Source organism: Arsukibacterium sp., from assembly GCF_018402695.1.
In the GTDB taxonomy this organism is placed as follows: Bacteria; Pseudomonadota; Gammaproteobacteria; order Enterobacterales; family Alteromonadaceae; genus Alishewanella.
This window is the reverse complement of sequence record NZ_JAGYIM010000025.1, coordinates 94,987-114,095: the sequence shown is the minus strand read 5'-3', so window position 1 is coordinate 114,095 and position 19,109 is coordinate 94,987. Positions and strand designations below refer to the sequence as shown.

The 19,109-nt window shown below is 49.7% G+C and carries 18 protein-coding genes; 1 reads left to right on the top strand and 17 read right to left on the bottom strand.

All coding sequences use genetic code 11. The features are described 5' to 3' along the window. Positions 1–63: 63 nt before the first annotated feature. Positions 64–528: a chemotaxis protein CheX gene (locus KG631_RS18535; RefSeq protein WP_214001130.1), complete on the top strand. Its 465-nt coding sequence runs from the start codon at positions 64–66 to the stop codon at positions 526–528. A 9-nt stretch (positions 529–537) separates the two neighbouring features. Here the strand turns inward: KG631_RS18535 and alr are convergent, their stop codons facing one another. From alr to mutL, 17 genes are all read right to left on the bottom strand, one after another. Then, a complete protein-coding gene (gene alr, locus KG631_RS18530) occupies positions 538–1,623 on the bottom strand; it encodes an alanine racemase (RefSeq protein WP_214001129.1) in 1,086 nt (361 codons plus the stop codon). After that, positions 1,623–3,020 carry a replicative DNA helicase gene (gene dnaB / locus KG631_RS18525; RefSeq protein ID WP_097111672.1) on the bottom strand — a complete coding sequence of 466 codons (1,398 nt, stop codon included), beginning with the start codon at positions 3,018–3,020 and terminating at the stop codon, positions 1,623–1,625. Before dnaB ends, alr begins: the two co-directional genes overlap by 1 nt. 143 nt (positions 3,021–3,163) lie before the next feature. Next, positions 3,164–3,616: a 50S ribosomal protein L9 gene (rplI, locus tag KG631_RS18520; protein ID WP_214001128.1), complete on the bottom strand. Its 453-nt coding sequence runs from the start codon at positions 3,614–3,616 to the stop codon at positions 3,164–3,166. A gap of 18 nt (positions 3,617–3,634) precedes the next feature. Continuing rightward, complete coding sequence (gene rpsR / locus KG631_RS18515; RefSeq protein WP_008218940.1) at positions 3,635–3,862, bottom strand: 30S ribosomal protein S18; 228 nt, start codon at positions 3,860–3,862, stop codon at positions 3,635–3,637. Between the two features lie 11 nt (positions 3,863–3,873). Then, complete coding sequence (gene priB / locus KG631_RS18510) at positions 3,874–4,179, bottom strand: primosomal replication protein N (RefSeq protein WP_019675937.1); 306 nt, start codon at positions 4,177–4,179, stop codon at positions 3,874–3,876. Between the two features lie 5 nt (positions 4,180–4,184). Further along, complete coding sequence (rpsF, locus tag KG631_RS18505; RefSeq protein WP_097111460.1) at positions 4,185–4,580, bottom strand: 30S ribosomal protein S6; 396 nt, start codon at positions 4,578–4,580, stop codon at positions 4,185–4,187. A gap of 165 nt (positions 4,581–4,745) precedes the next feature. Beyond that, a complete protein-coding gene (gene rnr, locus KG631_RS18495; protein WP_301004000.1) occupies positions 4,746–7,895 on the bottom strand; it encodes a ribonuclease R in 3,150 nt (1,049 codons plus the stop codon). Between the two features lie 68 nt (positions 7,896–7,963). Continuing rightward, positions 7,964–8,593 (bottom strand): SEL1-like repeat protein, encoded by a 630-nt coding sequence (locus KG631_RS18490; protein WP_214001126.1) that lies wholly within the window; start codon positions 8,591–8,593, stop codon positions 7,964–7,966. Positions 8,594–8,660: 67 nt separating this feature from the next. After that, entirely contained in the window at positions 8,661–9,980 is a 1,320-nt protein-coding gene (locus KG631_RS18485; protein ID WP_214001125.1) for a S41 family peptidase, read from the bottom strand. A gap of 76 nt (positions 9,981–10,056) precedes the next feature. Beyond that, positions 10,057–11,352, bottom strand: coding sequence for an adenylosuccinate synthase (locus tag KG631_RS18480; RefSeq protein ID WP_214001124.1), 1,296 nt, complete (start codon positions 11,350–11,352; stop codon positions 10,057–10,059). 116 nt (positions 11,353–11,468) lie between these two features. Continuing rightward, entirely contained in the window at positions 11,469–12,632 is a 1,164-nt protein-coding gene (locus KG631_RS18475) for an aminotransferase class V-fold PLP-dependent enzyme (protein WP_214001123.1), read from the bottom strand. Between the two features lie 82 nt (positions 12,633–12,714). Further along, the gene (gene hflC / locus KG631_RS18470; RefSeq protein ID WP_214001122.1) at positions 12,715–13,596 is read right to left on the bottom strand and encodes a protease modulator HflC; all 882 of its coding nucleotides are present in this window, start codon (positions 13,594–13,596) and stop codon (positions 12,715–12,717) included. A 3-nt stretch (positions 13,597–13,599) separates the two neighbouring features. Beyond that, positions 13,600–14,742: an FtsH protease activity modulator HflK gene (hflK, locus tag KG631_RS18465; protein WP_214001121.1), complete on the bottom strand. Its 1,143-nt coding sequence runs from the start codon at positions 14,740–14,742 to the stop codon at positions 13,600–13,602. 40 nt (positions 14,743–14,782) lie between these two features. Continuing rightward, positions 14,783–16,078, bottom strand: a complete 1,296-nt coding sequence (gene hflX / locus KG631_RS18460; RefSeq protein ID WP_214001120.1) for a ribosome rescue GTPase HflX — start codon at positions 16,076–16,078, stop codon at positions 14,783–14,785. A gap of 18 nt (positions 16,079–16,096) precedes the next feature. After that, a complete protein-coding gene (gene hfq / locus KG631_RS18455) occupies positions 16,097–16,360 on the bottom strand; it encodes an RNA chaperone Hfq (protein ID WP_097111450.1) in 264 nt (87 codons plus the stop codon). 91 nt (positions 16,361–16,451) lie between these two features. Next, positions 16,452–17,378 (bottom strand): tRNA (adenosine(37)-N6)-dimethylallyltransferase MiaA, encoded by a 927-nt coding sequence (gene miaA, locus KG631_RS18450; protein ID WP_214001119.1) that lies wholly within the window; start codon positions 17,376–17,378, stop codon positions 16,452–16,454. Then, the gene (mutL, locus tag KG631_RS18445; protein ID WP_214001118.1) at positions 17,375–19,108 is read right to left on the bottom strand and encodes a DNA mismatch repair endonuclease MutL; all 1,734 of its coding nucleotides are present in this window, start codon (positions 19,106–19,108) and stop codon (positions 17,375–17,377) included. The genes miaA and mutL overlap by 4 nt, the downstream gene beginning before the upstream one ends. Position 19,109: the final 1 nt, after the last annotated feature.

The following is a 19,109-nucleotide window of genomic DNA, read 5'->3' as shown; positions in this document are numbered from 1 at the left end:
AATGCTCCTAGTCTTATAACGTCGAGCTGGTATATTCCATCGTATAACTTACAGGCGCGCTCCATGAATGTTGAGTATATAAATCCGTTTCTCTCTTCTCTGGTTAATGTTTTAGCTACCATGGCCAATACTACTATTGTTCCGGGCCAGCCACGGATTAAAAAAGATGAAATCGCGCGAGGCGACGTTTCCGGGTTGATTGGCATGGTCGGTACCGATATTAAAGGCTCGTTTTCAGTTAGTTTTGAAGAAGGCCTTGCGCTGGAAGTGATGTACCGCATGCTGGGTGAAAAACCCAAAACTATTAATGCCGATGTTACCGATATGGTCGGTGAAATTACCAATATGGTTACTGGCGGCGCCAAACGTATTTTAGGCGATAAAGGCTACGAGTTTTCGATGGCCACGCCAATAGTGGTATCCGGTAAAGCGCATACCATTACCCACAAATGCGAAGGGCCGACTATCTTAATGCCCTTCGATTCGGAATTTGGCAAAGTGCATATTGAAGTGAGCTTTGATAAATGAAAGACCGGGCTACTGCCTGGTTATGTACTGATAATCAACCCGCGGCGTAATGTTACATAGCAGCTCATAAGGAATGGTCTCAGCGCATTGCGCCACCCGTTCAATGGCCAGCTCCGGGCCCCACAACACCGCTTCATCACCAATACTTTCTGTTGGCGCATCACCAAGGTCAACGGTGATCATATCCATTGACACTCTGCCCACCAGCTTTACTTCGCGTCCGGCAAGCCATACTGGGGTACCGTTAATAGCATGACGCGGGTAACCATCGCCATAGCCAATGGCAATAACGCCAATCCACGTTGTTTGCTCCGCCCGCCAGGTGCCGCCATAGCCTACCGTTTCGCCAGCTTGAACCTGACGCATAGCAATTAAGCGGCTACTTAAGCGCATAACCGGTTGTAACTGATGCTGCTGGCCGAGCTTATCGGGTAGTGGCGAAATACCGTGTAGCATTAAGCCGGGCCGCACCCAGTCGCCATGACTCTGTGGCAAGCTGATTATTGCTGCACTATTCGCCAGGCTTTGTTGCTCGGCTTTATCGGTGCAAAGCTGTTGAAACAAAGCCAGTTGTTCTGCTGTTTTGGCAGAGCCCGGCATATCGGCACAGCAAAAATGGCTCATCAAGCGAATGCCCGGCTGCACTGCCTGACACTGCCATAGTCTTCGGTAGAACTCGTCAAACCGCTCAGGTGTAATACCTAAACGGTGCATACCAGTATCAATTTTTAACCATACCTTCAGCTGACCATCAAATGCAGTTTGCTCAAGTGCCTGCAATTGCAGCTCATTATGCACCACCGTTTGCAGGTTATTTGCTAACAGGATTGGCAGTTCAGCGGCTTCGTAAAACCCTTCCAGCAGCACTATCGGTTTAACAATACCAGCGGTACGCAGCGCCAACGCTTCATCTATCCGGGCGACAGCAAACGCATCCGCTGCCGTTAATGTCTGGGCCACTTTAACCAGGCCATGGCCATAGGCATTGGCTTTTAATACTGCCAATATCTTACTGGCCGGTGCCAGCTGCTGCACTCGTTGTAAATTATGGCTAAGGGCCGCCAGATTAATTTGAGCTACCGGCCGGCGCGACATTAATACTCGTCCTCGAAGCGGGCGCTGCCCGCATAGTTGTCAAAGCGTGAGAAATGGCCATGGAAGGTTAAGCGCACTTTGCCGATAGGGCCGTTTCGCTGCTTACCAATAATAATTTCAGCCAGGCCTTTTTCGGCACTGTCTTCATGGTAAACCTCGTCCCGGTAGATAAACATAATTAAGTCGGCATCCTGCTCAATAGAGCCGGACTCCCGTAAGTCTGAGTTGACCGGGCGTTTATCGGCACGTTGCTCCAGGCCCCGGTTTAGCTGCGATAACGCAATTACCGGCACTTTCAACTCTTTGGCTAACGACTTTAACGAGCGGGAAATTTCAGCAATTTCCAGGGTGCGGTTTTCACTTAAGCCTGGCACGGTCATTAATTGTAAGTAGTCGACCATAATCATACTCAGGCCACCATGCTCACGCGCCACCCGCCGGGCCCGCGAGCGCACTTCAGTCGGGGTCAGGCCAGAGGCATCGTCGATATACATTTTGCCTTTGCTGTTCAGCAATTCAATGGCTGAAGATAACCGCGCCCAATCTTCATCCTCCAGCTGGCCGGTACGTACTTTGGTCTGATTTATCCGTCCTAACGAGGCCAGCATCCGCATCATAATCTGATCGGACGGCATCTCCAGACTGAATATCAGCACCGGCTTATCACTGGTAATAGCCGCATGCTCGCACAGGTTCATGGCAAAGGTGGTTTTACCCATTGATGGCCGGGCCGCGACGATGATTAAATCAGATGGCTGAAAGCCATTGGTCATTTTATCCAGGTCCATATAACCCGATGATAAACCGGTAATGCCGGTTTGCGGCGAGCGAAACAGCGCGTCGATTTTATCGATGGTTTTGGCCAGAATATTGTTAATCGGCTCGGGGCCTTCATTAGCATTAGCCCGCTGCTCGGCAATTTTAAACACCTTACTTTCAGCGAAATCCAACAGCTCGGCACTGGTGCGGCCCTGGGTGTCGTAACCGGCATCAGCAATATCATGGGCTACCGCTATCATATCGCGCACCACCGCGCGCTCGCGTACGATGTCGGCATAGGCCATAATATTGGCCGCACTGGGGGTGTTTTTAGCAATTTCACCCAGGTAAGCAAAACCACCAATATCGTCCAGTTGCTGGTTGGCTTCCAATGCTTCGGATACGGTAATTAAATCGATGGGTTGATTGGCTTCGGCAATCCGCGCCATAGCGCTGAAAATGAAACGGTGTGAACGCAGGTAAAAATCCTGCTCAACCACCTTTTCTGACACCCGGTCCCAGGCCTGGTTATCCAGCATTAAACCGCCCAGCACAGATTGCTCAGCTTCGATAGAGTGCGGTGGCATTTTCAGGCCGGCGACTTGCTTGTCTTTATTACTGCTCATAACACCTGACAGAATTGGAAATAACTGTGCAATGCTACCTTGCAAGCGGCAGAATAAAAAGCGACGTTGCGAGTTTTTTTAAATGAACTGGTCAGGGTTAGATAAAACGGGGGAAAGAACAGAGTGGCGCACTGCATTGCAGTGCGCCAATAGCCTTAGGCTTCTGCGATAATAACAACTTTAATGGTTGCTACTACTTCAGCGTGTAACTGCAGATCGATGTCGAACTCGCCAGTTTCACGTAAAGTACCGTTAGGTAATTTCACTTCAGCTTTAGTGACTTTAACGCCAGCTTCAGTAATGGCATCTGCGATATCGCGGGTACCTACTGAACCGAACAGCTTGCCTTCGTCACCGGCTTTAGAAGCGATAGTCACTTCAGCCAGTTCTGCCAGCTTAGCAGCGCGGTCGTTAGCGGCAGCTAAGTCAGCAGCCAGTTTGGCTTCTAATTCAGCGCGACGCTGTTCGAACTTTTCAGTGTTAGCTTTGTTAGCCGGAACTGCTTTACCCTGTGGGAATAAGAAGTTACGAGCATAACCAGACTTAACAGAAACATTGTCACCTAAACCACCAAGGTTGGAGACTTTGTCTAACAGAATAACTTGCATACTTATACCCCTTCTGTATTAGCTGTGTGAGTCGCTGTACGGCAACAAGGCCAGGTAGCGAGCGCGCTTAATAGCACGAGCCAGCTGACGCTGATACTTAGCGCTGGTACCAGTAATACGGCTAGGTACGATTTTGCCGCTTTCTGTAACATAGTTTTTCAGAACAGCGGTATCTTTGTAATCAATCTCTACAGTGCCTTCTGCAGAAAAACGGCAGAATTTACGGCGACGGAAAAAACGTGACATTTGTCTGTCTCCTAACTTATTTGTTCAATCTGCTGGGCGTGCAGTACCAGTTTTGCCTGACCACTGCGGTTTTGGTGCCGGTTTAAAAACCCGCTAACCTTTACCATGCTACCCAACGTCAAAGTTTGAGCTTGCTGATGTAACACTGTGCCACTTAACACTGCCTGCATTCTGACATAAGCCTGGCGGTTAAGGCCGGCTTCCTGCTGATTGCTGCGATGCTCTATCGTGATAACAGTGTGCGGGATACCCGCCGGACTCTCACTGCGTTCAGGGTGCCGGCATACGGCGCCACTAAGCACGATGATATTGTCCATCAAACTTACTCTTCGTTTTCAACCTGCTCTTCTGTTTCACGAGGAGCACGGTCACGAGGACGCTCGTCACGTGAACGCTCTTCACGTACCTTAGCCATTGGAGATGGCTCAACTACGGCACCGTTAGTGCGCATAATCAGGTTACGTAATACAGCATCGTTGTAACGGAAGTTAGTTTCCAGCTCATCAATCACTGTTTGTGGTGCTTCCACGTTCAACAGCACATAGTGTGCTTTGTGCAGCTTTTGGATTGGGTAAGCCAGTTGACGACGGCCCCAGTCTTCCAAACGGTGGATAGTACCGCCCGCTTCTTTGATAGAGCCAGTGTAACGCTCGATCATGCCAGGCACTTGTTCACTCTGATCAGGGTGAACCATAAAAACGATTTCGTAATGACGCATTGTAGCTCCTTACGGTTAGTAAGCCTCGGGTGAGCTCGGCCAGGCTCGCATAGAGGCAAGGAACGTGAGTGTATGGCCGAAGGTCGCGTATTTTACGGAGTTAGCGGGTAAATAACAAGCAGAATATAAAGCAAAGAATTTAAAACCCAAACAAGTTGAAACAGTTTAACTTCGCTGGCGTACTGCTTCGAACAGGCAGATACCCGCGGCTACCGACACATTCAAGCTTGATACTGAGCCAAACATTGGTATTTTTACCAGACTGTCGCAGGTTTCGCGGGTTAACCGGCGTAAGCCTTCACCTTCAGCGCCCAACACTAATGCCAATGGGCCTTTAAAGTCGGCCTGGTAAATCGTGGTATCGGTTTCCCCGGCAGTGCCTACCACCCAGACGCCGGCTTCCTGCAATTCACGCAGGGTGCGGGCTAAATTAGTCACAGTAATAAAGGGCACCGCTTCGGCGGCACCACAAGCCACTTTGCGAACGACTGAGGTTAATTTAGCCGAGCGGTCTTTAGGCGAAATAACGGCATGCACCCCGGCAGCATCGGCGCTGCGTAAGATTGCACCCAGATTATGCGGATCGGTAACGCCATCCAGCACTAATAAAAACGGCTTATCTTTTTGCTCAAGTAAAGTCGCCAGGTCACTTTCATTGCCACTGCTGGCTAAGCGCGCTTTAGCCACTATGCCCTGATGCTGGCCATTAACCATATCGTCCAGGGTTCTGCGGTTACAAAACTGGATAGAGATACCGTTTTGGCGGGCTTGCTGAATAAGCGGTTGCATCCGCTTATCTTCGCGGTCTTTCATGATAAACAATTCTAAAATATCCTGCGGCGCCCGTTCTAACAGGGCATTTACCGCATGAATACCAAATACAAAATCTGCGCTCATAGTTAGCTTTATCTCAAATTTTTTGTTTAGCCAGCCTGGCCAATCAGGATTTTTTCGCCCGACGCCGCGGCTTTTTCGGGCCGTTTTTCGCCGTTTTAGGTTTATCAGTTGCCTTCGCTGCGGGCTTAGCAGCGGCTTTGCCACCACCTTTGCCACCGCGCCGCCCGGCGCCGCCAGCTTTCGCTTCTTTTTCAGCAAAGGCTGCGTTACGGCTGGCTTTACTGCCCGGCCCGAGACATTATGTTTTGGCTCGCCCACCACAGCTAAATCAATTTTGCGCGACTCTAAACTTACTGCCAGCACTTTTACTTTAACCTGATCGCCCATCCGGTAACTGACACCACTATGCTCACCGTTTAGCACCTGGCGCTCTGCATCGAAGCGGTAGTAATCGTTTTGCAACGAGGTAACGTGCACCAGGCCTTCAATGTACAAATCACTTAAGCGGACAAATAAACCAAAGTTGGTTACCGTCGCTACCACACCGTCAAACTCGGCGCCCAGATGATCCTGCATGTACTCACATTTCAACCAGTCAGATACCTCACGGGTAGCATCATCGGCCCGGCGTTCTGTCATTGAACACTGCTCGCCAAAATGGGTAATTTCTTTTTCGCTATAGGCCCGCTCACCATTTACTTTCTGGTTTTGCCTGAGCAGTATCGCTTTAATCGCCCGGTGCAACACCAAATCCGGATAACGGCGAATGGGTGAAGTAAAGTGGGCATATGCTTCCAATGCCAAACCAAAGTGGCCCTGATTATCGCCCTGATACACGGCCTGCTTCATTGAGCGCAGCATGGTGGTTTCTATCAGTTCCCGATCCGGCCGATCAGCCAGACTGGCCAGCACCTGAGTCAACTCCAACGGCGTCGGCTCGCTGGATAAGTTAGCTTCAATACCTAACTCAGCTAAAAACCGCCGGAAGTTAGCAAAACGGTCGCCATCAGGCCGTTCATGCACCCGGAATAAGGCCTGAGCCTCGTGCTTCTCAATAAAGCGGGCCGAGGCAACGTTGGCCATAATCATACATTCTTCAATGATTTTATGGGCCTCGTTGCGATGCACCGGCACAATTTGCTCAATTTTACGATGACTGTTAAAAATAAAGCGGGTTTCCACCGTTTCAAATTCTATAGCACCACGTTGCCCACGCACCTTAGCGAGCTTTTTATAAAGGCTGTAAAGTGTTTCCAGATTGGTCAGGTTTGCCTGATATTGCTTACGCAGCTCCGGGTCACCCTGCAAAATGGCATGGACTTTATTGTAAGTAAAACGCGCTGCCGAGTGCATAACGGCTTCGTAAAACTGGTAGCTTTCCAGTTTGCCGCTGGCACTGATGTGCATTTCGGCAACAAAACATAAGCGGTCGGTATGCGGATTCAGTGAACACAGACCGTTGGATAACGCTTCGGGCAACATCGGTACTACATGGTCGGGGAAATACACCGAATTACCCCGTTCCAGCGCACTGCGATCCAGCGGCGTGTCAGGTTTGACATAGGCACTGACATCCGCAATCGCAACCCATAGCTTCCAGCCACCATTGTCTTTGGCTTCAGCATATACGGCATCATCAAAATCGCGGGCATCTTCGCCATCAATGGTTACCAGTGGCAGTTTGGTCAAATCAACTCTACCGAGCTTGGCGTCCTCGGGTACCTGCTCACCGTATTTCGAAACTTGATCCATGACCGCTTGCGGGAACTCATGCGGGATCTGATGATTGCGAATGGCCACTTCGATTTCCATGCCAGGCGCCATATGCTCGCCCAGTACTTCAATAACTTTACCCACCGCGCTGACCCGCTTGGAAGGGCGCTGGGTAATCTCCACCAATACAATCTGGCCGTGACGCGCAGCGCCCTGTTCGCCCTCGGGGATCATGATATCCTGGGTAATGCGCGGGTCGTCAGGCACCACCACACATACCGCGGAGTCCTTGTAATAACGGCCAACTACCGGCTCGGTGCGAGGCTCGAGCACCCGCACGACGCGGGCTTCTACTTTGTCTTTGCTCTTCATCGCGGCGGCAGTGGCCAGGACTTTATCGCCTGGCAACACCCGCTGCATTTCATGATAAGGCAGATACCAGTCCGGACCGCCCTGCTCCAGCTTTAAGAAGCCAAAGCCTTCCCTATGACCGATTACCACGCCTTTTACCAGGTCCATATGGTCAACCAAACCATAGCGTTTACTTTTGGTAAAAATAAGCTGGCCATCGCGCTCCATCGCCCGTAAGCGCTTTTTCAGGGCGAAAATGGCATCGTCGTCGGTAAGAGCGAGTTCAGTAACCAGTTCGTCAAAGTAGGCAGGTTGTTGCCGCTTTTCGATATGCTCGAGAATAAATTCGCGGCTGGGGATAGGGTTGTCGTATTTTTCTTGCTCACGCGCAAGATGCGGATCATTTACCGTCATTAATTAAACTTTTTTTTCCTTTATTGATATATAGAGTGTAACAGCTAAGTGGGGACAGTGGATGAATTTCATTTGACAGGTCGTCTGGCATTGGCCACTACCCGCTCCGGCATCTTTTTGGCAAGCTGTTGCGACAGTTGTTGTATTCTAGCATGAGTGTTAGCGTCTGCACTAATAGCATGATGCAGCCAGCGATAGCTTTGTTCGTAATCAACCGGTGAGCCATGACCATCCACTAGTAACTGGGCATAGCGCAATTTAGCATTAAGGTTGCCCATTGCAGCAGCTTCATGCAGATACACCAGCGCTTTATCTATGTCAACCTGGACAAAACGGCCAATATGATAGTAACGGCCAACCTGTTCCAACGCTTCGGGTAAGCCTTGCGCTGCAGCTTGCAGCATTAAATCCCAGCCCCGCTCAACATTACGAGGTACGCAAACTGCGTAGGCCAGCATATCGCCATATAAAAACTGATAAGCTGGCAGACGCATAATATCAGCCCGGGCTTCGATATCCTCGACCAACTGGCAATCATCCGCCCGCACCCGGCGTAAGTGGCTATTAGTTTTAATTAAATCTAACAGCTCATCCTGACTGTAAAGTTGCACCGCATCGACTTGCTGGGCGCTAGCTGCCGGGGCAACCAGTAATCCAACCAGCAACAGGGCAGTTGGCAATAGCATCGCTGTTTTCATAAGGCGTCAAATAACCGTTAAATAATTCTGAGCAGTGATTATCCTGCAAAAAACAGGCCATACAGCTTTATTGCTCGTCATAGCGTAACCATTGAGGTTGCACCGGCTCCATAATGCGCCGTTGTTGTAAATTCTGACCACTTACCACGACTTCCGTGCACCTATCGTTATTGATGTAGGCCAGAGCTTCCGCATACAGCGGGTCATCGCTAACCCCCCAGTCGCCGGTTACAGTAGCCGTTACCGGGCAATTCGGACTTAATCCGTCAAAGTAGTCGCCAAAATCTAAGGCATTAACGGTCTGGAAGTTAATCGCAAACAGCCGGAAGTCACCTACCCGGTCTGGTATCTGACCGACCGGCTTGCCACAGGTTGTCTCGCCAATTTGCACCACGTCGATAAAGGGGCTGAGGGCATTGATTACCAGTTCGCTGGAAGAACAACTCCCCGCTGTGGTCAGTACAAAAACCCGGGGCAGATTCAGGTTAGTGCGACCAGCCCCTAGCGAGAAACTGACATTGTTATTTTTTCTGGTGTTCTTGTCGTTGTAGCGATATTTAACAAAAATGTTGCCCTGTAATTCTGGCAAAGCAATATGTGAGCTAAGCTGGTTGGCAACCCGGATTAAGCCCCCACCGTTGTAGCGAACATCCAGTACCAGCTCATCAATATTCTGCTGCGAAAAATAGCTGAAGGCCTGCTCCAGTTCCGTCTCTGATAATTCAATAAAGGTATTAAAAACCAGATAACCTACGGTTTTATCTGCAACCTGAGTTACTGAACGATGCATAACGGTATTAGTGCTGACGGTACCTTTAACAAAATCTGCCTGCCGCTCGCTATTATCCGGCTTACGCCAGACAAATTGCCGCACTACACCCTCTTCATTCGGGCCATATATATCTTCATTACTTGCAGTACCAGCGTCCAGCCTGGTTAACCACTCAGCAACGCTGATACCATCAATTTCAATTATTTTATCAGCCCGGCGTAAGCCCTGCTGGGCAGCAGAGCCGGCATCATAAACATATAGCACCTGCAAGGCACTATTATTATCTGTACGCTGAGTAGCAAAACCATACCCAAAAAACACGGCATTAATATAACGGTCCTGATACTGCTGTTCTGTCATAACAAAACTGTAGCGGTCCCGGTCTGCGATAACCTGTTCTAAATAGGCGGAGGGGCTGCTGAAGGCTAGCGGATCAACCCCGGTTTTCAGTTCGTCATACCATAAGTAGTCAGCATATAGCTTGCAGTACAACTGACTATTAATATCATTGCGACTGCATTCTGCAATGTTGGTATCCAAATTGTCGTCTGAACTGTCAGACCCACCACAAGCGGCTAATAACAGGCTTAAACAAACTACCAGAAGCTTATTCATCAGATACCTCCAACCATCATAGCTACAGCGTATAAAAAAACGCCACCAAATGGCAGCGTTTTTTTATACGAGTGGGTTACTGAAATGGATGCGTTAACACTATGGTCTGCACCCGATCCGGACCAGTGGAGACAATATCAATCGGCACCCCGGTTAGCTGCTCCAGTCGGCTGATATAGTCGCGTGCCGCCTGAGGTAACAGTTCAAGCTGTTGGATACCAAAAGTATTATCAGACCAGCCAGGCATAGTTTCATAAACCGGCGTTACCAGCTCATAGCCTTCAGCTGCCAATGGCGGCGTATCCAGCACGCTGCCGTCAGGCTGCTGGTAGCCGACACAAATACTGATCTGTTCCAGCCCATCCAGTACATCCAGCTTTGTCAGGCAAAAACCGGAAATACTGTTCAATTGCACCGCACGGCGCACGGCAACCGCATCGAACCAGCCAGTACGGCGTTTGCGCCCGGTAGTGGCACCAAACTCATGGCCCTTAACGCCAAGGTGTTCGCCAACGGCACAATCCAGCTCGGTTGGGAAAGGGCCGGAACCAACCCGGGTGGTGTAGGCTTTAACAATACCCAGCACATAGTCAAGGTAACGCGGGCCAAAGCCACACCCGGTGGCAACACCACCTGCCGTCGTGTTAGACGACGTAACATAGGGGTAAGTACCATGGTCAATATCAAGCAAAGTACCCTGAGCGCCTTCAAACATAATGTTGTCACCATTTTTGCGGGCTTTATCCAGCAAATCAGTAACATCAACGACCATTGACTTCAGTAAGTCAGCCATTGCCAGCGCATTATCCAGCGTAGATTGATAATCTACTGCATCAACTTTGTAATACTGAGTAAGCGTGAAGTTATGCAACTCCATTATTACTTTCAATTTTTCAGCAAACAGTTCAGGGTTAAATAAATCACCAACCCGTAATCCACGACGCGCTACTTTATCTTCGTAGGCCGGACCAATACCCCGGCCGGTCGTGCCGATTGCTTTGTCACCACGGGCTTTTTCCCGCGCCACATCCAGCGCCACATGAAATGGCAGGATTAACGGACAAGCTTCGCTAAGCAGTAGCCGTTCTTTTACCGGCACACCTCGCTGCTCCAGCATGGTCATTTCTTTTAAGAAAGCTTCCGGGGAAAGTACGACACCATTGCCAATAACGCACTTTACATTTTCACGCAAAATACCAGATGGAATTAAATGCAGTACGGTTTTCTCACCGTCAATAACCAGAGTATGCCCAGCATTGTGACCGCCCTGATAGCGCACCACATAACTGGCTTTATCGGTTAATAAGTCAACGATTTTACCTTTTCCTTCGTCACCCCATTGAGTGCCGAGCACAACGACGTTTTTGGCCATGGTTCCTACATCATGGAAAAAATTAGGCGAGGATTCTACCAAATCGCTGGCCAACTTACAGCTGTGTTGCCAAAAAAAAGCCGGTTTTTTATCCGGCTTATTCTGAATACTCACATTTAAGGATGCTGCAGGCAGGATAAATCAAATGCATCACTGTTCTGATACAAGCCAAAACCAAAGCGTAAACGGTCGCCCCGGTAGTCAGTAATAATACTGTTGTTCTTCAGAAACGCTGCTAATTCAGCTACCTGGCTGGTACTGGTCAGTTTGAAGGTGAAAAAATGGCCATGCTGCTCACCGTTGGCGAGTAACAGAGTATTTTGATTTAGTAACGGGTGTTGCCAGCGGCTAAGTTCAGTCATAAATGCCTGTTGCAACTGTTTAACGTATTGATGAATTCTGCCCACGGTAATGCCCTGCTGCTTAAATAGCAGTAATACTGCATGCAAACGGTAGAGGGCGGTGTAGTCCATGGTGGCGCCGGCAAAATGATTACCGTCGTTACTGTAGAGCACCAGGGCTGACTTTTCAGCTGCCAGTGTACCAAATTCTGCAAACCAGCCGGTATACCATGGCCGCTGCTGGCTGCCCGGCGGTACAACCATAAAACAACATCCTTCGCCGCCCTGGGCATACTTGTAACTGCCTGCCAGATAAAACGCCCGTTCAGTAACTTTCGATAAATCTGTTGGCAACGCCATAAAGCCATGGTAGCCATCAATCGCTATCAGCGCGTCAGTAACCGTAGCCAGAGCACTGACAAAGGCCGGTAAATCTGCAATTGCATAGCCTGAATTAAAAAAAACCTGACTGCAAAATACCATGTCCGGCTGTTGCGCCTCGGCTTCAGCTATGAAACGCTCAGTAAAGCTGGCAAAGGGTTCAGTTGGCACGGGTATCAGCTCTATGTTTTCAAACTCAGCCAGTCTTTTTGCCTGGCGCTGAAAGCTGTAAAATTCACTATCAGTGCTTAAAACTTTCAGAGGCTTACTTAAATCAAAACAACTAAACAGCCGCATGACTAATTCGTGGGTATTGCCTGAGAAAACAATTTGTTCAGCTACGGGTAAATTAAGTACATCCGCAATCAGTTGCTGGGTTTGCGGGATCATTTCGCCAAAAATATGTTGCCACTTATCATCTACCATGCGGGCGCTGTCGTCCCAGTATGCCAAAGTAGCATCACGGGTAACATCAGGCCAGTAATGATGAGAGTGGCTGGCAAAATGCTGCTTGCCCTGATTAGCTTGCAAAAAACGCTGATAAAAATGTCGATACATAGGGCCTCCGCTACACCTTGCTGAAGCAAAATTAGTCAGACAAAAAAGGCCCGTCAGGGCCTTTTTTTACTGGTGATATGTACTAGTTTTGTACTTTATCTGACTTCATGTATTTAAAGAAGTCATTGTCAGGCTGCACTACCATAATGTCGTCTTTATCTTTGAAGCTGTTTTTATAGGCTTCCAGGCTACGGACGAAAGAATAGAACTCGGCATTACGGTTATACACATCAGCATAAATTTTTGCTGCCTGGGCATCACCCTGACCACGCACAGTACGGGAGTTACGTTCAGCATCAGCCAGCATCACGGTAACCCGGGCATCGACATCAGCGCGAATAATATCTGACTCTTCCATACCACGAGAGCGATGTTCCCGCGCTACCGCGTGCCGTTCTGCTTCCATCCGGGCGAATATAGAACTACTGACTTCTGTCGGCAGGTTAATTTGCTTAACCCGTACATCAATCACCTCAATACCCAGCTCGTTGGCTGCTACACCGGCTTGAGACAGCGCACTTTCCATCAACTGGGTACGTTCACCGGAAACAATTTCCTGGATAGTACGGGCACCAAACTCAGTACGCAGGCCGTTATTAATGTACTGCTTTAACAGTACTTCAGCTTGCGAGGTTATACCCCCTGTCGACAAAAAGTAGGCGCCGAAATCCTTAATCCGCCATTTTACATAGCTGTCGACCAATAAATCTTTCTTCTCGGCAGTTACAAAACGATCAGGCTGGTCATCCAGGGTCTGGATCCGCGAGTCCAGTTTGCGCACCATTTCAATCATCGGAATTTTCAGGTGCAGACCAGGCTCATAAACCACGACCTGACCAGCGTCATCACGTTGTATTTTTCCAAACTGGGTCACAATAGCGCGTTGTCCCTCAGGTACCACAAATAACGCAGAAACGACGATAATAGCGACCACAACTATAATAGCGATAATAAAATTCTTCATAACTTACCCCCTTCCGCTGCGCGTTGAACCACTGCGCAAACTATCCTGCTGCCGCGGCGTAGTATTATCAGTGCTGCGAGCCGGCAGAGGCATCGGGTTTGCACTACCACTACTGCTGTTTCCACCTGATTGGTTCATCAGCTTATCCAATGGTAAGTACATAATATTATTGCCATTCTTAACATCGACCACCACTTTTGAGGTATTGCTGTATACCGATTCCATCGTTTCAAGGTACAAACGGTCACGGGTAACTTTCGGTGCGGCCAGATACTCTGGTAACAGTTGTTCAAAGCGGGCGACTTCACCCTGGGCTTTCAATACTATTTGCTGCTTGTAAGCTTCAGCTTCCTGCATTACCCGGTTAACCTGACCACGGGCACGTGGTTCAATTTCCCGCGCATAGGCCTGCGCTTCCTGCACGAACCGCTCCTGATCTTCCTGCGCTTTAATGGCGTCATCGAAAGCATCACGCACTTCTTCAGGTGGCCGCGCGTCACGGAAGTTAACATCAACCAGACTTAGCCCCATATTGTAAGGCGCAATTATAGACTCCAGCTCTTGTCGGGTATTCTGGCGAACGACTTCGCGGCCACGGGTTAATACATCATCCATAATCGAATGACCAATAACAAAACGCAGGGCGGCGTCGGTAGCTTCACCTAAACTGCGATCAGCATCGACCACAGAGAACAGATAGTCGCGGGCATTGTAGATACGGTACTGCACCTCAAAGGTAACCCGAACCAGATTTTGATCCTGAGTCAGCATAAAGCCATCTGAGCGCAGCGATTTAACTTCCTGCACGTTTACCGGGGTTACCGTATCAATAAAAGTCGGTTTCCAGTGAATACCGGCCCCCACTTCTGTGTGATACTGGCCAAAGCGCAGAATGACACCACGCTCCGCATCTTTAATCGTATAAAAACCACTTATCGCCCAAACCACAGCAGCAATAACCAGGATCAGGATAAACGCAGCTGAAGCACCATTGCCTGATGACTTGTTGCCACCACCGAAAATACCGCCAAATTTCTTGCCAAAATTGCGGAATACTTCATCTAAATCGGGTGGACCCTGGTCACGACCGCCCTGTTTCCAGGGGTCGTTATTCTTACCATTGTTACCCGGCTCATTCCAAGCCATGTTTAACTCCATCTCAAGTTATAAATTAACGGTTAATGTATCAAATAACAGGCGCTGTGACGATATAGTTTTGCAACTCACCATCGCTTTGCTTTAACAGCCGGGCCCATTGTGCCAGGGACAGCCTGATATCAAGTAAGCAAACCCCTTCGTCATCAAAACGTTCAGCGCTAATCACCTGCAACTCATGGAATTTCGCCCGCCAGGCAGCGCAATGTGGCGGCAGGGCCAACTTTAACTGCAGGTGCTCTGTGGATAACAGCGCAGCAATAGCTTGCTGCAGCAATGCCATGCCCTCACCGGTTAATGCCGACAGGTATACCGCGCGCGGCAGGCCATCATCACCATATTCTATACGGGCAGACTGGCCCATCTGATCTACTTTATTAAAAACCTGCAGTTGCAACACCTCGTCAGCGTCAATATCTGTTAACACTTGCTGGACTGATGCAATATTTTCCGTTTTCCGTGGGTCGGCACCGTCAATAACATGCAGTTGTAAATCAGCATCACGGGTTTCCTGCAATGTCGATTTAAATGCCGCCACCAGGTTATGCGGTAAATGCCGGATAAATCCAACGGTGTCAGCCAGGACGATTGGCCCGAAATTATCCAGCTTAACCTGACGTAGTGTTGGGTCAAGGGTAGCAAAAAGTTGGTCCGCTGCGTACACACTGGCTGCCGTCAACCGGTTAAATAGGGTCGATTTTCCTGCGTTGGTATAACCCACAATTGATACAACGGGTGTCGCGCTACGTTGCCGAGACTTTCGGCCCTGTTCACGCTGCAGACCAATTTTATCCAGCCGCTGCAGTAACGCCTTTACCCGTTCCCGCAATAACCGCCGGTCTGTCTCAAGCCGGGTTTCACCAGGCCCCCTTAAACCAATGCCACCTTTTTGTCGCTCGGCATTGTCCCAGCCACGGACCAGACGTGATGCCAGATGCTGCAACTGGGCAAGCTCAACCTGCAACTTACCCTCATAGGTGCGGGCGCGCTGGGCAAAAATATCGAGGATAAGGGTGGTACGGTCAATCACTCTGGCCTGGAGCAGCTGCTCGAGATTGCGGGTTTGGCTGGGGCTCAGAATGTGGTTAAAAATAACCACCGTTGCCGCAAACTGCTCGACGGCATCTTTGATTTCCTGTGCTTTGCCGGAACCGACAAACAACCGCGTATCCGGTGCGCGGCGGTTAGCCGTAACAGTGTGCATTGCCGTCACATTTGCAGAAGCTACCAACATGGTAAGCTCCTGCAAATCTTCGTTGCTATGTTCTTGCGGAAAGTTTACATGAACCAGAATGGCTTGTTCTGCAAGCTCGGCTAAATCAAACAAGCGCTAATGCTCCTGGCGTTATTCCACGTCCTCGCCTTCGCTGTCGCTCTGGCCGGCACCATGGCTCACCATAGTATTGACCGCACGCGCTGGCACAACCGTGGAAATAGCATGCTTGTAAACCATCTGGCTTACGGTATTTTTCAGCAAAATGACGAATTGATCAAAGGATTCAATCTGCCCCTGAAGTTTAATTCCATTCACCAGATAAATAGAGACCGGAATACGCTCTCGTCTTAAGGTGTTTAAAAATGGATCCTGTAAAGATTGGCCCTTTGCCATGTGCCGCTTTCCTTTTTTTATTAGTGAGCTGTATATAGGTATTATTTTTTTTATTTCAAGTTGTTAAAGCTAACTTTTTTTTCCATCTTATTTAGCTTAGCGAAGAAAGTACCGCTTGCAAGTTTTCAGCCGGTTCTGCTTCACTTTTTAACCAGATTACATCTGGCCAGCCGCGCAACCAAGTCAACTGCCGCTTCGCCAGCTGCCGGGTTGCTGCAATGCCTTTTGCTATCATTTCATCGTAGCTAAACTCGCCATCCAGATACTGCCAAACTTGTCGGTAGCCGACACAACGCATTGCCGGCAAATCCGCATGCAATTGTGGCAGGTTTTTCAACCGGATGACTTCCTGCTCAAAACCGTTTGCCAGCATCAGCTGAAACCTGTCAGCAATACGTTGATGCAGCTGCGCACGATCAGTTGGCGCAATGGCAAATTGGTGTACTTTAAACGGAAAAGGTTCCCCTTTTTGCACAGTTAATTCTGTCATGGTTTTGCCGGTAAGCCGGTAAACCTCGAGCGCGCGGTTTATCCGCTGCGGGTCATTCGGATGAATACGTGCAGCCGCAACCGGATCAATATGCTGTAATTGCTGGTGCATTGCTGGCCAGCCCACAGCAACAGCTTCTGCCTCTAACGCCGCTCTGATAGCACTGTCGGCTGCCGGCAACGGTGATATGCCCTCCAGCAATGCTTTAAAATACAACATGGTGCCACCAACCAGTATTGGTATCTTGCCGCGCCGCTGAATCTCACTAATTAAGCGCAGTGCATCGTCTCGGAAATCTGCTGCCGAGTAACTTTGTGCGGGGTCCAGGATGTCCAATAAATGATGCGGTGCCCGGACTAGTTCTTCTTTACTGGGTTTAGCCGTGCCGATATCCATGCCACGATATATCAGTGCACTGTCGACACTGATAAGTTCTGCCGGAAGATATTCAAGCAACTCCATCGCCAGGGCAGTTTTACCCGATGCCGTCGGGCCCATTATAAAAATAACAGGAATGGCGCTGCTCATAGTTGCCCTTGCTGGCCGAGTGCCTTAACGCTGAGACTTAAATCCAGTGGCACTGCCCGCCAGTTTTTGCTGTCCGTTAACATTGGCGCGAAATAGTTTATCAGGGTGGTAGCACTGAGCCAACCCGATGAAAGTAGCATAGACAAAATCGTCTGGCTGCTGGCAGTATTTTTTGCTGGCTGTAACAAGGGTAATGCTTGCAGTAACCATTGACTAAGAGGCGTTGACCGTAGCCAGGGCGCTACAGCTCTGACTATCGCAGTATTGTCCTGTAATAAAATATCAAACCCCAACTGTTGCAGCGTAGTTGCTGCTGCCAGCATCTGCTGCTTTTCATCATTGCTAAGCTGTAAACGCAGTGGCAGCAATAACGGTACTTTATTGCTATCGGCAAGCCAAAGTGGTGCTACGCTGGCTGCTAAATCCAGCAGCACCAGGCCATCAGCCCCCTGAGCAACGGCAAAGCCTTTGTCTGCAGGCAACATAATCACTGGCGGCTCAGCAACCGCTGTTGTCTCTTTACTCGCCGCCGTGAACTGTTCCTGCATATACTGCAGTTGCTGATGCGTTTGCCGTATGCCTCGCTTGTCAGCTTTAGCAGCTGCGCTAACTGCCGGTCGGCTGTTGGCTGGTGGTGACCATTGCTGGCCGCCAGCCCTTCTTGCACCATCAGCCCGCTGATACGCAGGCGCAGTGTCTGCGACCTGTTGCTGTGGGATGGCGAGCTCATCGGTTAACTGATTTAGCGCATCAGTCAGGGCGCTTACTACAAAATCATGTACCAGCCGCGCCTGATGAAAACGCACTTCGTGCTTTGCCGGATGAACATTAACATCGACTTCTGCCGGTGCTATCTGCAGATACAGCACAAAACCCGGCTGCTGCTCTGCAGTAAGTCGTTCACCATAAGCTTGCCGGATAGCGTGATTAAGCAATTTATCGCGCATCATCCGACCATTAACGTAACTGTACTGACAGCCAGGTTGACTCTGACATGCCTGCGGTGCCAGGATCCAACCGCTTAGTTTCAATGCGCCGTAGCTGTTTTCAATATAGGCAGCCTGCTCAGCAAAAGCCCGGCCACAAAGCATAGCGACCCGTTTCTGGCGCGCATTGTCCGACGTTGCCAGCGGCAGCCGGCGCACGCTCTGACCATTGTGGTTTAATTGCCAGCTGACATCAAACCTGCTTAGCGCTAAACGCTTTATTAACTCATCGATATGGCTGAATTCGGTTTTATCCGTGCGCAAAAATTTGCGCCGGGCCGGGGTATTAAAAAATAAGTCAACGACTTCAATACTGGTGCCGTCAGGGTGGGCGGCAGGTTTTACCGTCACCGCCATATCGCGGCCTTCTGCCTGCGCTTGCCAGGCTGCAGCTTGCCCGGCAGGTTTCGAGGTCAAGGTCAGACGCGCTACCGAGCTGATACTCGCTAAGGCTTCGCCCCTGAAACCCAGACTGCTTATCTGTGCCAGGTCGTCCAAATCACTGATTTTACTGGTGGCATGCCGGCTTAGCGCTAATACCAGCTCCTGCTCGGCAATACCCGCGCCATTATCACGGATCCGGATAAGCTTGCTGCCGCCTTTCTCAATATCAATATCAATCTGGCTGGCACCGGCATCGAGGCTGTTCTCAACCAGCTCTTTTACCACCGAGGCAGGCCTTTCAACCACTTCTCCGGCGGCAATCTGATTCGCCAGTTGTGGCGGCAGGATTTTAATAGCCATA

Excerpts from the sequence above, each read along its gene's own strand:
- rnr (WP_301004000.1), bottom strand. The coding sequence starts at position 7,895 with ATGACGGTAAATGATCCGCATCTTGCGCGTGAGCAAGAAAAATACGAC.
- mutL (WP_214001118.1), bottom strand. The coding sequence starts at position 19,108 with ATGGCTATTAAAATCCTGCCGCCACAACTGGCGAATCAGATTGCCGCC.
- KG631_RS18475 (WP_214001123.1), bottom strand. The coding sequence starts at position 12,632 with ATGTATCGACATTTTTATCAGCGTTTTTTGCAAGCTAATCAGGGCAAG.
- hfq (WP_097111450.1), bottom strand. The coding sequence starts at position 16,360 with ATGGCAAAGGGCCAATCTTTACAGGATCCATTTTTAAACACCTTAAGA.
- rplI (WP_214001128.1), bottom strand. The coding sequence starts at position 3,616 with ATGCAAGTTATTCTGTTAGACAAAGTCTCCAACCTTGGTGGTTTAGGT.
- KG631_RS18485 (WP_214001125.1), bottom strand. The coding sequence starts at position 9,980 with ATGAATAAGCTTCTGGTAGTTTGTTTAAGCCTGTTATTAGCCGCTTGT.
- KG631_RS18490 (WP_214001126.1), bottom strand. The coding sequence starts at position 8,593 with ATGAAAACAGCGATGCTATTGCCAACTGCCCTGTTGCTGGTTGGATTA.
- alr (WP_214001129.1), bottom strand. The coding sequence starts at position 1,623 with ATGTCGCGCCGGCCGGTAGCTCAAATTAATCTGGCGGCCCTTAGCCAT.
- miaA (WP_214001119.1), bottom strand. The coding sequence starts at position 17,378 with ATGAGCAGCGCCATTCCTGTTATTTTTATAATGGGCCCGACGGCATCG.
- KG631_RS18535 (WP_214001130.1), top strand. The coding sequence starts at position 64 with ATGAATGTTGAGTATATAAATCCGTTTCTCTCTTCTCTGGTTAATGTT.
- priB (WP_019675937.1), bottom strand. The coding sequence starts at position 4,179 with ATGGACAATATCATCGTGCTTAGTGGCGCCGTATGCCGGCACCCTGAA.
- hflC (WP_214001122.1), bottom strand. The coding sequence starts at position 13,596 with ATGAAGAATTTTATTATCGCTATTATAGTTGTGGTCGCTATTATCGTC.
- rpsR (WP_008218940.1), bottom strand. The coding sequence starts at position 3,862 with ATGTCACGTTTTTTCCGTCGCCGTAAATTCTGCCGTTTTTCTGCAGAA.
- hflK (WP_214001121.1), bottom strand. The coding sequence starts at position 14,742 with ATGGCTTGGAATGAGCCGGGTAACAATGGTAAGAATAACGACCCCTGG.
- rpsF (WP_097111460.1), bottom strand. The coding sequence starts at position 4,580 with ATGCGTCATTACGAAATCGTTTTTATGGTTCACCCTGATCAGAGTGAA.
- KG631_RS18480 (WP_214001124.1), bottom strand. The coding sequence starts at position 11,352 with ATGGCCAAAAACGTCGTTGTGCTCGGCACTCAATGGGGTGACGAAGGA.